Raw genomic sequence first — 12,167 nt, forward strand, 5'->3', positions numbered from 1 at the left:
GACCGGCTAATGAGCGCGACAGCTGTATTCCGTTGTGTTGGAGCGAAGCCCGGTACAGGAAGTGCGAGTGACCGATCTGCGATGGGATGACCTGAGGGTCTTCTTCGACCCTGATCTGATGGCGCCGGTCCTTACGGGAGCAGTGTGCTCTTGTTGTGTATTTCGTGGCCGGACAGTGTTTCGAGGTGTTCGAAGAATCGTCTGGTCGAGCTAGTCAGCCAGGCCGGTCTGCACAGGCGCACCCACTCGTTCTGGGGCCGCCAGGTCCGGTCAGCGAGTGAGCGTGCGGCACCGCGGCCGATTATCCGGTACAGGCGCCGGTGCCGGTCGCGGTCCATGGACGTGGTCGACGCGCAGAGGTACCCGGTGCCGGGGTCGATCTTGAGCTGGTCGATCTCGCTCCACCGCAATGCCACACGCCGTCGGCGGCGGCGCAGCGTGATGCTTTGGGAATCGAGCCGCACCTGCACTTCCGCCCCGCTGCTGCGGGCGCTTGCCTCGATCGTCGCGATACCGCCGCCCAGGCTCAACGGAAAACCGACGAGTGCAGCGACGGTGGCGACCACGCTGAGGTCCTGCGCGGCCGCGCTGTTGTCGATCCAGAACGCCAGCGCGAGCGCGCCGATGCCGATCATGAACAGGCGGACGGGGCCCCCGGTGCGTTTGTCGGTCCGGACTCCGGGTTCGTTGGGGATGTCGTAGACGAACGTGACAGGCTCACCTGCTCGCTTCGGCGCCGGTTCGGCCGGTGCCGTGGCCGGGAGAGGCGAAGTGGGGACGGCCGGGCTTGGACCGGGGGTGTTGTCTATACCGTCGCGGAGCCGGTCGATGATGATCGGCAGGATCGCCCCGATGAGCGTGCTGGCGACGATGAACGGGACCTGCCGCCACGGCGCCCCGCCCCACAGGCCCGCGGCCGCAACGACCGCGGCACCGCCGCACACCGCCGCGAGCAGCAGCGACCTTCTTGTGCGAGACATCTCCCCATTCTGGCAGTCGCGATCTATATGCGCTGCACGGCGATTCCAGGGCACCCTGCCCTGGCCAACCAAGCCGCCGGTGCCGAACGTCTCGAATGGGTTCTCGAACTGACAACTTCAGGAACCCCGGGCGGAGGGCTCGTCCAGGTCCTTGTGCCTCGCGGCACCCTCGTCTACATTGGTCGATGCGGCATCGACCTCGATCGCGGAGGTGATCGCGCCGCTGGCGGTGATCGCTCCGGCTGTCGCGGTGCCGGGCACGATCCGGGACGTGCGACGGGTGGCTCCGCTCCTGGAGGTCGAGGTGACTGCGACCGCGAGGACGCTGGGCGGGCGGTTGCGCCAGGCCAAGTTCGTGCGGGCCCGGGCCGACCTACGCTAGGGCGTCGTGCAGGGACAAGCGGCCCCGCGCAGTGGCGGGGCCGGGCTGGTTGACGAAAACCGGATCCGCGCGGCCGATACGTGTACACGCCCCCGCACTGGGATATTGCCCCATCAGGCGACCACGAACTCCACTTGCGATAGCAACGGATTCAGTGGACGAAGCCAGCGAGCACGACGAAATCGCAGATGACGTCGCGGCAGTAGAAACTCTGCTCCGAGTGCGCCGTGTAGATCAACGGCAGCGCCGCGACCAGATCCATTCGAGGCCTCTCACGCGTTGTGCCCCATTCGGCCGCAACAGTATCCAGGTCTAGAGGCGTTCACCGTACCAGCGCCACGAGTCAGTTCCGATGCGGCACGACCGCTTCGGCCGACAAACGCCGAGGATTATCAGCGAAGTCATGCCTGCCGTAGACGGGATTCACCTGACCTGGAGGTTTTCCACGACTATGGCCGCTATCGAATCGGCGAGATCGCAGGCATCAAGCAGCACGTGTTCGCCCGGTTCCACGTCCACTCCAACATAGAACACCATGGTGTCGGACACGCCAACATGGAGAACGCAGTGCCCTTTCTCGCGCCAGTCGGAAGTGTGGGCGAATACTGCCGGGTAGTCCAGGACGGTGAGTTCCTCGAAGTACTCCATCTCATCGCGGCGATCGTAGATGTCGGCCAAGGTGCGACCGTCGAGAGGCCACACCACCCCGACGCCGCCTCCGGTCAGGTCATCTCGGCTGTAGTCCCAGCCGCATGAGGTGGTATCCACGCCCATGAGCGCTCGATGTTCGATATCTGACGGCAAGCCCGCCTCGATAGCCTGGGCGTCGGTCAAGGCGGTGCAGGGGTGGGCCATGACCGTCGCAGCATCGAGAGGACGCTCGATTGCTGGGGGACCTTCGCTCTCGGCTGGGCTGCTCCCTGAGGTTTGGTCGCCGCTTGGCGACGCCTCCCTCGCTGGGCCGCATGCTGATCCAGCGAGCAGTGCGGAGGCGATGACCATGCCGATGACACTTCGCTGCGCGGAACGAAGCAGTGTTGGCGAAACCGCGAGGCGATACCAGCGATCCCGTTCAGACCTGTTCAGCATCCGCCCAGTGTGCCTTCGGAACTGCGGGACCGGTCCCGAAGGATCCGCGGATGTTCGAGGTCGCCGATGCCCGCAACGCGGTGCGTCCGAGCCGGGTCAGCCCTCGGGCACATAGACGTCCCCGACCTCCAGGTTCTCCCAGACCTCCTCCTCCACGCAGTCGGTCCCGTGGAAGAAACGGCTGGGGTCGACGAACTCGATCCGGCGGCATGAGGAGGTCACTGGCTGTTCGAGGAGGTCGTAGTCGATGTCGTCGCGGCAGCTGTAGATCCGGCCGATGTAGGTGCAGCCACTCGTCCACGACGAGGCGTTGAGGTCGGTGACGAAGCCGCTGTCGGGCACCTCCAAGGCCCGCGCGGCCTGGAGGAAGTACCCGGTGAAGGCGAGCGTGCACAGCACGAGCCCGACCCAGTCGCTCCATCCGGGTGTCGGCCTGTCGTCTGAGCCCGGCGTGTCCTGTGGCACCCATGGTCCGAACCGGGTCTTGGGGGTGCCGGAGGTACTGTGAGCCTGAGCGGGCATGAGGCCCAGGGTAACCGCGGGGTGCGCATGGGTCGCGGTCCGTCAGTGCATGTCCTTGTGATCACCCTCGATGCGTCCACCATGGGCTGCCTGGAGGGCGGGGCAGGGCCACGGTCCGCCGGAGCAGTTCCGCATCGAGTGGTGCCAGCAGCAGCCGCAATTCGCGAGCCGATCGCTTCGGCAGCCGATGGAAGGCCAGTTCAAGGGTCTCGCGGGCGGGTCGGGGCGGGTAGTACTCGCACTCGCCGGTCGAAGCGCCGCCGGTGCGGACCCGTCGGGCCGGCCCGTGGACGGTGCGGTTCCAGCGCACGAATGCGGCGGCGACATCACCGGGAGTGAACCGGGAGTCGGTGGCCTCAAGCCGGACGACTGCGGCCTGGAGAGCGCCTGAAGCGCCGGGGAGGCGGGGCATGGACGACCGTTGCCGCCAGTACGGAACGGTCTCGTTGTGCGCGAACTCGCGCGGGCGTCCTACGCGGCATCGCCCTTTCGGTTGTGTGTCATACCGTCATTATCCATACGCGCCCATCACGGCCCACCGTCGCGCCCGCGGGGCTTCGCCGTTCGCCTGTGTCGGGCCCGCTCAGTAAGGTGGCGGCGACCCCCAACTGAAGGAGTCCCATGCCCGACCTCCCCGAGACCGAGTTCGACTGCCGCGCCCTCAGTCCCGCCAGCGGGCATACGATCGTCGCCACCGCCGACGACCTCGTTGCCGTCGACGAGTCCGGGGCTGCAACGTGGCGGTATCCCTTCGGTTCCGGCCGACCGCTCGGCGCTCAGCGGACGACCTGCACGTACAGCCGTGATGGGGCCCTGGTGTGGCTGTACCTACCTGATGTGTACGCCGGACGCGGCGCTGAAGACCGCCTCGTGCTCCTGGACGCCGCCACCGGTGCGCTCGTCGACGAGGCGCCGCTGCCGGTCCCCGGCGGCCACAGCGCCAGCATCGACCTCCACCCCGACGGCGTCCACGTCCTGCTCTGCGTCGGCTGCGGGCAGGACGGCACCTACACCTTCCTCGCCCGCGCGACACCGGGTTCCCCTCTGGCCTGCGAGCCGTGGCCCGCCGATCCTGCCGCTCTCGGCTCCTTGTGGCTGCAAGGGATGTTCGAAGACGGCTCGACCGTCCTGGCTGTGACCGATGATGGAACCCGGATCGAGTTCCGCACCTGGCCTACTGGGGACCTCGCCTGGAGCGTCACGCTTGCGGATCTCGGCTACGACCTCGAGAGCGGCGGCATCGAGCCGCTCTGGATCGGGCGCGTGGTCCCGGTTGCCGACGGCCGTCTAGTGGTCGTGGAAGTCCTCGGCGAGCAGGAGGACGCCGAGGGGAACCTGACCGAGTACACCGCCTCGCACGGTCTCGACTGGCCCGGTCGCACCGTCCTCAAGCAGGCCATGCGCGGGCACCGCAAGTGACCGCACACCCCTGGCCGCGGATGCTCGCGGCCGCGACCGGCGTCCACGCGCGACTCCACGAGATCGAACCCGCCATCCACGCCCCCACCAGGCCCAGGCCTCCAGCCGACGCGGCGTCGCTGCTCGCCTTCGAGCACGAGGCCGGTCACGCCCTGCCACCGGGCTACCGTGCGTTCCTGCTGGCGGCCGACGGCTGGGAGCACTGCTACCTCCGCATGAGCGTGTTCGGTCTCGCCGAACTGCGCGGCGGCGGCCCCTGGTCCCGCGCACAGGAACTCCTGCGCGCCTATCGCGATGAAGAGGTACTGGAACACCTCGGCGTCGAGGCTCACGAGGTCGTTCCCGTCGCAGCCGGGCAGCGGCTTCACCTCGTCCTCGCACACCGCGCCGACACCGATCGGGCCGGGGAGGTCATGTGGATCGACGCTGGCGCGCTGGTCGGGTGCTACGAGGACTTCCGGTCCTGGTTCGCCGATCTCGCCTGGCGCAAATACCGGGTCCTGTCCCGCGTCGAAGCGGGTCGCGCGCAGGGGCGCGGCGAGTGAACCACCCGCACGCGTTGCGCCAGATCAGTCCTCGTCGCCAACTCCTGGACGAGGTCACCATCGGCGGGGAACGGACCGCAGAAGCTGCACGCCGCTGGTGCGACTTGGTCGCTCAGCGCGTTGCGCGGCAGCATCACAGTTCTTCGAGCTGGCCGCGAACGGCTTCCTCAATGCGCAGGCCATGCTCGGCCACGCCGAAGCGTTGACGAGCAGCAATCACCGCGAAGTCCCGTCGGTGCTCTGGAAATGGCTCGGGCGCGCGGAGATGCGGTCCGAGTCCGCCAAGTGGGCGCTTCGGGCCGCTGCGGGCCTGCACCTTCTTCCCGTCACCCGCCCGACCTAGCGCACTTCCCTCTTACAGGCCCACTCCATCGGCGGGGTTGTCCACCGGTCCTGCTCACGCCCTTCGTCCGCCCAACTTTCAACATCGCCTCCAAGATTGACTACTCGCACCGAGGCGTGAGGTCACTGCCATTCGGGCACAATCGTTCGCATGGATGTCTCGACGATGCAGGCGCGGGCGGTAGGGCTCGCGCGAATGTACGACCAGCTTAATGTCGCCAGAGGGCAGACCGTCTGGACAGGCAAGGAGCTCACGCTGGGGTTGGTCGGGGATGTCGGGGACTTGGCGAAAGCTGTGCAGTCGCTGGCGGGAGACCGGACGCTCTCGGAGGCGAGAACCAAGCTTGAACACGAACTCGTCGATTGCTTGTGGTCAATCCTGGTGCTGTCGGATCGATTCGGGGTGGATCTTCAGGTCGTGTTCGAGGGGAACATGGGCGCGCTCGAAATGAAGGTGTCAGAAGCGCTGGCGGAAGTCGAGCGAGAGAGAGGCTGAACCCAGTTCAATGGGGGTCGGGGAATCACCCGGGGGATTCAATGATCCTGGGCCGTCTTGGCAGGACGGTTGGCAACCGGTAGCTTTCTGTATCGCTGCGGTCTACATTCACCCGGTTGATCGTTCCCGCAACTGAAAGCAACCCCTCGTGAAGCCCAACTTCCCTCTGCCCTCCGGTGGTGTGCAGGTGCTCTGGCGGCGACTGGTGTTTCAGGCTCTGCGCAACTCAAAACTGCCGCTCGCGCCGAAGGGTTCGAGATCTTGCGAATTACTGCGGATCGAGTTGCCGGATTTGAACATCCCCTCAGGGTCGGCCGGCGGCGAGGCGGTTTCGGGCGGATGAGGGTGCCGTCGAGGATCACGAAGCTCCGGCTGGAGCGCTTCGCGCAGCGCCGCCCGGCCCGGAGGCTCGGCGCCCGGGCCGATAGCAAGTGAAGGGAGCCAAGTCGTGTCGGTATATAGACAGTTATCGATAACTAGGCTACCCTTGATCTTCAAGGGCCTCTCATGAGACTTTCGTTCGCGAGGACGCGGTTTCACCCACCCCAACGTCAAACCGAAAGGCGTTCCATCATGAAGCCCTTGCGAACAGGTGCGCGCCTCGCGCTTGTCGCGGCGTCCCTGGCTGCGGTGACCCTCACGGGGGCACTCGTCGCGGTCGCCGAGCCCTCAGCCTCCCCGGTACAGGCCGAAGCGACCGCCGGATGCGGCCAGACCCCCACCCTGACCAGCGGCACCCACACCATCCAGAGCGGCGGCAAGAGCCGCAGCTTCATCCTCGACATCCCCACCGACTACGACAGCGACCGCCCCTACCGGCTCGTCTTCGGCTTCCACTGGTGGGGCGGCACCGCCCAGAACGTGGCGACCGGGAACAGCGTGCAGGCCGGCACCTATGCCTACTACGGACTGAAGCGGCTCTCCGGCGGGTCCACGATCTTCGTCGCCCCGCAGGGACTGGACAACGCTTGGGCGAACAGCGGCGGCGAGGACGTCGCGTTCACCGACGATATGATCGCGCTCCTCGAAGGCGATCTGTGCATCGACACCCAGCAGCTGTTCTCCGTCGGATTCAGCTACGGCGGAGCCATGAGCTACTCGCTCGCGTGCTCCCGTCCCGACGTGTTCCGCGCCATCGCTCCTTACGGCTCGCCCGGGTGGGTCAGCGGATGCGACGGCGGCAACGAGCCTGTCGCGGTCTTCGCGGCGCATGGCACCACCGACAACTTCAGCGACGGCACCGCCCAGCGCAACCGCTTCGTCGACAACAACGGCTGCACCCCGCAGACCACGCCGACACCGCCGCGGGGCAGTCTGACGCACATCACGACCGAGTTCACCGGGTGCTCGCCGGACCACCCGGTCGTGTGGGCCTCGTTCGACGGAGGGCACATGCAGGCACCGCGGGACGGGGCCTCCGGCGACGGCGCCGACTCGTGGATCCCGACAGCGACCTGGGAGTTCTTCAGCCGGTTCCAATCGGACCCGCCCGGCGAGACGACTCCTCCCGACGACACGACGACCCCGCCGCCGACCGAGTCCGGCTGCTCGGCCGAGATCGACGTGGTCAACGACTGGGGCTCCGGCTGGCAGGGCAATGTCCTGGTCAGCGCGGGCGGAGACGCCGTCGATGGCTGGAAGCTCACCTGGACCTGGCCCGCCGGCCAGAGCATCAGCAGCCACTGGAACGCCGACGTCACCGCCTCCGGATCGTCCGTCACCGCCGCCGACGTCGGCTGGAACGCCAACATCCAAGCCGGACAGACGATCTCGGCGTGGGGCTTCATCGCCACGGGGGCGGCCGCGACACCCGCGGTCACCTGCACCGCCGACTGATGCCGACGACCGCAGCCGGGGCCTTCGCCAAGCGCGGCAGGGCGGTCGGGACGCGGCCGACGATGCGGCCGTGGGAGTCGTCCGCATGAAGTTCCGGAGGCCGGCGACCCTTGCGGGTCGCCGGCCTCCGGAACTTCGCACGACGGGACTGAGGACTCGGCCATATTCCGTGATCTTCATGGTGCGCCAGAACTCCCATTCCCCGCCCAGGTAGATCAACATCTCGTAGGTTCTCCCGGCGCGGTCGGCGTCATCGCTCCCACTTTCGGCGCTGGGCGTATTTACATTGTGAGCATATGTCGATAATATTTGCATTTGTCAATGTCTTCGATGACTGGGAGCGATACCATGCTCAGATCGAGAACACCCCGCCTCCGCCGGCTCCTCCTCAGGATCGCAGCGGTCGCGATGGCCAGCGCCGCGGTGCTGTGCTTCACCGCCCAGGGCGCCGGCGCCCACGGCACCGCGACCTCGCCGGCCGCGCGCCAGTACTCCTGCTGGGAGCGCTGGGGCAGCGACCACCTGAACCCGGACATGGCCGCTGAGGACCCCATGTGCTACCAGGCGTTCCAGGCCAACCCCAACACCATGTGGAGCTGGATGAGTCTGCTCCGCGAGGGCATGCAGGGGCAGCACGAGCAGCGCATCCCCGACAACCAGCTCTGCTCCGGCGCCAACCCCGAGTACGCGTCGCTCGACCAGCCGGGCGACTGGCACACCACCGCGCTCGCCAACGACTTCACCCTCCACTACGAGGACCAGGCCAGGCACGGCGCCGACTACTACTGGGTGTACGTCACCAAGCAGGGGTACGACGCCACGACCGACGCGCTCGACTGGGGCGACCTCGAACGCGTCGTCGAGACCGGCGTGTACGAGCCGGGCGAGGCGGTCGACATCCAGGTGAGCGCGCCCGGCAGGACCGGGCACCACATCGTGTACGTCATCTGGCAGGCCAGCCACTTCGACCAGACCTTCTACTCCTGCTCGGACGTCACGTTCGGCGGCGCGTAGCGCGCACGAGGCCGGCCCCGGAGGCCGAGTCCCCCCACCCCCGGTCCGACCGCGGCGAGCGGTCGGGCCGGGGGCGCGTCGGCGCCGCGATGGTCCGAGCCCGCACGGACGGCGCTACCGCCTGCTCTGCGCAAGAGCCGCCTCGTACTGCTCGGCGGTCTCCATGCGCGGGACGAAGAGCAGCGCGATCACGTACGCCACGCCGAGCAGTCCGCTTGTGACGAACAGGAAGACGATGGCGAAGACGCGGACCCACTCGACGCGGAGATCACTGCGGATCGCCAGCCCGAGGCACAGGCCGCCGAACCACTTCCCCTCCTCCACGCGGCACAGCCACGGCAGGCGGCCGCCGCTGAACCCGCGGTCGGCGGCTCCCGGACCGGTCGCAGCGGGCCCGGCTTCGACCGGGCCGGTCTCGGCGAGGATCCGCGCCATCTCCGACTCGTCGACCCCGGTGGCGCCCCGGTCGAGCGCGGCGCGCAGGCGGTCGCCGATCGCCATCTCGATGTCGCGGACGGTCTCGTCGCCGTCAGGACCGGGGCCGACGGCCGAACGCGCATCGCCCAGGTAGGCGACGAGCTGCCGCTTCGCGTCGGCCGTCAGGGGGAACGCGCCGGAATGGCCGCTGAGAGTGATGTGGTCCATGGTCATCGTCCAATCGATTCGATCATCGTCGCGAGGCCGCGGAAGTAGTCGCGGAACTGTGCGAGCTGCGCACGGCCTTCTTCGGAGAGCGCGAGGTACTTCCGCGGGGGGCCGCTCGGGGACTCTCGCCACTCGTAGGTGAGCAGCCCTTCGCGGCGGAGGCGATTCAGCAGCGGATGCAAGGTGCCGTCCTGGACGGGGAACTGCGCATCGCGGAGCAGCTGCGCGATCTCCCCGGCGTAGCGGCTCTCACCGTCCAGTGCGGCCAGCACCACCGGCTCAAGCATGCCCCGGCGCATCGCAGCGAACTTAGACTCCATACTGCTACCGTAACACCGCAAGGTACCTAACCGCAGTACCGGAACGCCACTGTGGCCGCTCGGGCGGCAGGACACCGGCGGGACACCGGCAGGATGCCGTGAAACCGCAGTTCGCGACGGCCGTCGAGGTGCGCCCCCGCTCTACCATTGCCCGATGCCCGACCGAACGACCGCGGCCCGCATCGACCTTCGCCGGCTCCGGTTGCGCGCCGTGCTGACCCAGGAGGAACTCGCGCTCAAAGCCGGCGTCGGCGTCCGCACGATCCGCGACATCGAGTCGGGGCGCACCCGCCCCCAGTCGCGCACCCTCCGCCTCCTCGTCGAGGCGCTCGGCGCCGACGCCGAACCCGTCGCCGCCACCCCGCGCGAGCTGCCGCGCCCGCTCGCGGGGTTCGCCGGCCGTGAACTGCCGCTGGAGTCCCTGCTCGCCGCCGTCGACGGCGGCGCCGAGGTCGTCGCCGTGCACGGCACGGCCGGGGTCGGCAAGACCTCCCTGGCCGTGCGCGCCGCCCACGCCCTCGCCGACCGGTACCCCGACGGGCAGCTCTTCGTCGACCTCCACGGCTTCAGTGACGCCGAGGGCCTGCGTCCCGCCCTCGAATCCGTGCTCACCCGCGTCATCCGCAGCCTCGACCCGGCCTGCCGCGCGCGCCCTGAGGAGCTGGACGAGCTCACCGCGACCTACCGCAGCACCCTCGCCGGACGCCGGGTCCTGCTCCTGCTCGACAACGCCTCCGGCGCCGAGCAGGTCGAACGGCTCCTTCCCGGCACGCCTGACAGCCTCGTCATCGCCACGAGCCGCCGCGACCTGTCGGCCCTCCTCAGCGCCCACGCGGTGCCGCTCGGCCCGCCGCCGCTGCACGAGGCCGTGGCGATGCTCGACGCCGCCGCCGGAGGCCGCGTCACCGCCGATGAGGCGGCCGCGATCGCCGAGCGGTGCGGACGCCTGCCCCTCGCCATGGGACTCGCCGCGGCCCGCCTCCGCAGCCGTCCCCAGTGGAAGGCCGGCGACCTGCTCGACCGCCTCGCCGACGAGGACCGGCTCCTCGACGAGATCGACACGGGCCACCGCGGCGTCGCCGCCGCCCTCCACGCCTCCTACCACGAGCTCGACCCCGACCACCGCCTCCTGCTGCGCCGCCTCGGCCTCAACCCCGGCGACGACGTCGACGTCCACACCGCCGCCGCGCTCAGCGGCATCGACGCGGACCGCACCTCAGGGATGCTCGAAGCCCTCGTCGACGTCCACCTCGCCGAGACCCGCTCTGCGGGCCGCTACCGCCTCCACGACCTCGTGCGCCGCTTCGCCGCCCGCCTGGCCGACCGCGAAGAGCCCCGGGCCGAACGGCGCGCCGCGCTGCTGCGGCTCGTCCGCGTCGACCTCCACTTCGCCTACCTCGCGGCCGCGCGCCTCCACCCCAACAAGCGCCGCTACAGCGACGGCGCCGCCGCCCACGGCCTCGGCCTGCCCGGCTTCGAGGACCAGGCCGAGGCGCTGGCGTGGTTCCAGACCGAGCGCGCCGGCCTCGCGGCCGCAGTGGCCGCCGCCGCTGCCGCCGGGTTCGACGAGGAGGCGTGGCACCTGGCGACGGCGTTCAACGCGTTCTTCGTGCACGACTCCGACATCGGCCCCCACGCCGCCGTCAACCGCACCGCCGCCGAGATCGCGCGCCGCACCGGCGACCGCCGCAAGGAGGCCTACACGCTCGGCGACACCGGACGGCAGCTGCTCGCGAAGGGCCGCAACCGCGAGGCGATCGACCGCCTGGAGCGGTCGGTCCGACTCAAACGCGAGCTGGGGGACGACGCCGACGCGGCGCTCACCCTCGCCAACATCGGCGTCCTGCACCGCCGCTCGGGCCGGTTCGCCGAGTCGGTCGCCGTCCACGAGGCCGCACTCGGGCTGGCCGAGGCCGCCGACGACGCCGCGGCGGCAGCGCTCATCAGGACGAACATGGTCGTCCCGCTCCTGCGCCTCGGCCGCTTCGAAGAAGCCCGCCGCCGCCTCGACGCCGCCGAGGCCCGGCTCGACGCCGGCGACGACCACAACCGCGTCCGCATCGAAGCCTTCCGCGGCGTTCTCGCCCGCGAACTCGGCGACCCCGCCCGCGCCGCCGCGATCCACACCGCCGCTTTGGAAGCTTATGGGGGAGAAGGCGACACGGCCGACGTCACCGACACGCTCATCGAACTCGGCGAGGACCTCCTGCGCCTCGGCCGGCCCGCCGAGGCCGCCGAGCGCCTCGATCGCGCCGTCGCCCACGCCGTCAAGCTCGTCGACCCCTCACTGGAACGCGCCGCCCGCAACGACCTCGGCCGCGCTCTCACCGCCTGCGGCCGCTCCGCCGAGGCCGCCGCCCAGCACGAGCGCGCCGCCGCGCTCGCCGAATCCCACGAGGACGCCTACGAACTCGCCCGGGCCCGCCACGGCCTCGCCCGCGCCCACCGCGCCGAGGGCGACGACGACACCGCCCGCCGCCGCCTCCGCGAAGCCCTCCAAGGCTTCACGACGTGCGGCGTCCCCGAGGCGGCCGCAGTCCGGGAAGAACTGCGCGGCCTCTGACGGCGCCGCGTACG

Annotated in this window: 13 protein-coding genes; 8 read left to right on the top strand and 5 right to left on the bottom strand. The window is 69.4% G+C overall.

The window, feature by feature from the left end; translation table 11 throughout:
• Window positions 1-131 precede the first annotated feature (131 nt).
• Window positions 132-980 carry a hypothetical protein gene (locus WA640_RS24350; protein WP_335991254.1) on the bottom strand — a complete coding sequence of 283 codons (849 nt, stop codon included), beginning with the start codon at window positions 978-980 and terminating at the stop codon, window positions 132-134.
• A 178-nt stretch (window positions 981-1,158) separates the two neighbouring features.
• Between WA640_RS24350 and WA640_RS24355 the strand changes: the two genes are divergently transcribed.
• A complete protein-coding gene (locus WA640_RS24355; protein WP_335991255.1) occupies window positions 1,159-1,362 on the top strand; it encodes a hypothetical protein in 204 nt (67 codons plus the stop codon).
• Window positions 1,363-1,785: 423 nt separating this feature from the next.
• Here the strand turns inward: WA640_RS24355 and WA640_RS24360 are convergent, their stop codons facing one another.
• Both WA640_RS24360 and WA640_RS24365 read right to left on the bottom strand, forming a co-directional pair.
• Complete coding sequence (locus WA640_RS24360; protein ID WP_335991256.1) at window positions 1,786-2,364, bottom strand: DUF3558 domain-containing protein; 579 nt, start codon at window positions 2,362-2,364, stop codon at window positions 1,786-1,788.
• A 183-nt stretch (window positions 2,365-2,547) separates the two neighbouring features.
• On the bottom strand, window positions 2,548-2,973 hold the full coding sequence (locus WA640_RS24365; RefSeq protein ID WP_335991257.1) for a hypothetical protein: 426 nt from the start codon (window positions 2,971-2,973) through the stop codon (window positions 2,548-2,550).
• 621 nt (window positions 2,974-3,594) lie between these two features.
• Here WA640_RS24365 and WA640_RS24370 point away from each other — a divergent pair.
• The 6 genes from WA640_RS24370 (at window position 3,595) to WA640_RS24395 (ending at window position 8,625) form a co-directional block, all read left to right on the top strand.
• A complete protein-coding gene (locus WA640_RS24370) occupies window positions 3,595-4,392 on the top strand; it encodes a hypothetical protein (RefSeq protein ID WP_335991258.1) in 798 nt (265 codons plus the stop codon).
• Window positions 4,389-4,937 carry an SMI1/KNR4 family protein gene (locus tag WA640_RS24375; RefSeq protein ID WP_335991259.1) on the top strand — a complete coding sequence of 183 codons (549 nt, stop codon included), beginning with the start codon at window positions 4,389-4,391 and terminating at the stop codon, window positions 4,935-4,937. The genes WA640_RS24370 and WA640_RS24375 overlap by 4 nt, the downstream gene beginning before the upstream one ends.
• Before the next feature lie 493 nt (window positions 4,938-5,430).
• Window positions 5,431-5,775 carry a hypothetical protein gene (locus WA640_RS24380; protein WP_335991260.1) on the top strand — a complete coding sequence of 115 codons (345 nt, stop codon included), beginning with the start codon at window positions 5,431-5,433 and terminating at the stop codon, window positions 5,773-5,775.
• A gap of 148 nt (window positions 5,776-5,923) precedes the next feature.
• Window positions 5,924-6,118, top strand: coding sequence for a hypothetical protein (locus tag WA640_RS24385; protein ID WP_335991261.1), 195 nt, complete (start codon window positions 5,924-5,926; stop codon window positions 6,116-6,118).
• Between the two features lie 230 nt (window positions 6,119-6,348).
• Window positions 6,349-7,611 (top strand): cellulose binding domain-containing protein, encoded by a 1,263-nt coding sequence (locus tag WA640_RS24390; protein WP_335991262.1) that lies wholly within the window; start codon window positions 6,349-6,351, stop codon window positions 7,609-7,611.
• A gap of 348 nt (window positions 7,612-7,959) precedes the next feature.
• Window positions 7,960-8,625 (top strand): lytic polysaccharide monooxygenase auxiliary activity family 9 protein, encoded by a 666-nt coding sequence (locus tag WA640_RS24395; protein ID WP_335991263.1) that lies wholly within the window; start codon window positions 7,960-7,962, stop codon window positions 8,623-8,625.
• A 114-nt stretch (window positions 8,626-8,739) separates the two neighbouring features.
• Here the strand turns inward: WA640_RS24395 and WA640_RS24400 are convergent, their stop codons facing one another.
• Window positions 8,740-9,270 (bottom strand): PspC domain-containing protein, encoded by a 531-nt coding sequence (locus tag WA640_RS24400; RefSeq protein ID WP_335991265.1) that lies wholly within the window; start codon window positions 9,268-9,270, stop codon window positions 8,740-8,742.
• 2 nt (window positions 9,271-9,272) lie between these two features.
• Complete coding sequence (locus WA640_RS24405; protein WP_335991266.1) at window positions 9,273-9,590, bottom strand: PadR family transcriptional regulator; 318 nt, start codon at window positions 9,588-9,590, stop codon at window positions 9,273-9,275.
• Window positions 9,591-9,744: 154 nt separating this feature from the next.
• On the opposite strand from WA640_RS24405, the gene WA640_RS24410 reads away from it, so the two are divergent.
• Window positions 9,745-12,153: an ATP-binding protein gene (locus tag WA640_RS24410; protein ID WP_335991267.1), complete on the top strand. Its 2,409-nt coding sequence runs from the start codon at window positions 9,745-9,747 to the stop codon at window positions 12,151-12,153.
• Window positions 12,154-12,167 lie beyond the last annotated feature (14 nt).

The sequence above is a fragment of the Glycomyces sp. MUSA5-2 genome (assembly GCF_037034145.1).
GTDB lineage: Bacteria > Actinomycetota > Actinomycetes > Mycobacteriales > Micromonosporaceae > Glycomyces > Glycomyces artemisiae.

Excerpts from the sequence above, each read along its gene's own strand:
- WA640_RS24350 (WP_335991254.1), bottom strand. The coding sequence starts at position 980 with ATGTCTCGCACAAGAAGGTCGCTGCTGCTCGCGGCGGTGTGCGGCGGT.
- WA640_RS24360 (WP_335991256.1), bottom strand. The coding sequence starts at position 2,364 with ATGGTCATCGCCTCCGCACTGCTCGCTGGATCAGCATGCGGCCCAGCG.
- WA640_RS24365 (WP_335991257.1), bottom strand. The coding sequence starts at position 2,973 with ATGCCCGCTCAGGCTCACAGTACCTCCGGCACCCCCAAGACCCGGTTC.
- WA640_RS24370 (WP_335991258.1), top strand. The coding sequence starts at position 3,595 with ATGCCCGACCTCCCCGAGACCGAGTTCGACTGCCGCGCCCTCAGTCCC.
- WA640_RS24380 (WP_335991260.1), top strand. The coding sequence starts at position 5,431 with ATGGATGTCTCGACGATGCAGGCGCGGGCGGTAGGGCTCGCGCGAATG.
- WA640_RS24390 (WP_335991262.1), top strand. The coding sequence starts at position 6,349 with ATGAAGCCCTTGCGAACAGGTGCGCGCCTCGCGCTTGTCGCGGCGTCC.
- WA640_RS24395 (WP_335991263.1), top strand. The coding sequence starts at position 7,960 with ATGCTCAGATCGAGAACACCCCGCCTCCGCCGGCTCCTCCTCAGGATC.
- WA640_RS24400 (WP_335991265.1), bottom strand. The coding sequence starts at position 9,270 with ATGGACCACATCACTCTCAGCGGCCATTCCGGCGCGTTCCCCCTGACG.
- WA640_RS24405 (WP_335991266.1), bottom strand. The coding sequence starts at position 9,590 with ATGGAGTCTAAGTTCGCTGCGATGCGCCGGGGCATGCTTGAGCCGGTG.
- WA640_RS24410 (WP_335991267.1), top strand. The coding sequence starts at position 9,745 with ATGCCCGACCGAACGACCGCGGCCCGCATCGACCTTCGCCGGCTCCGG.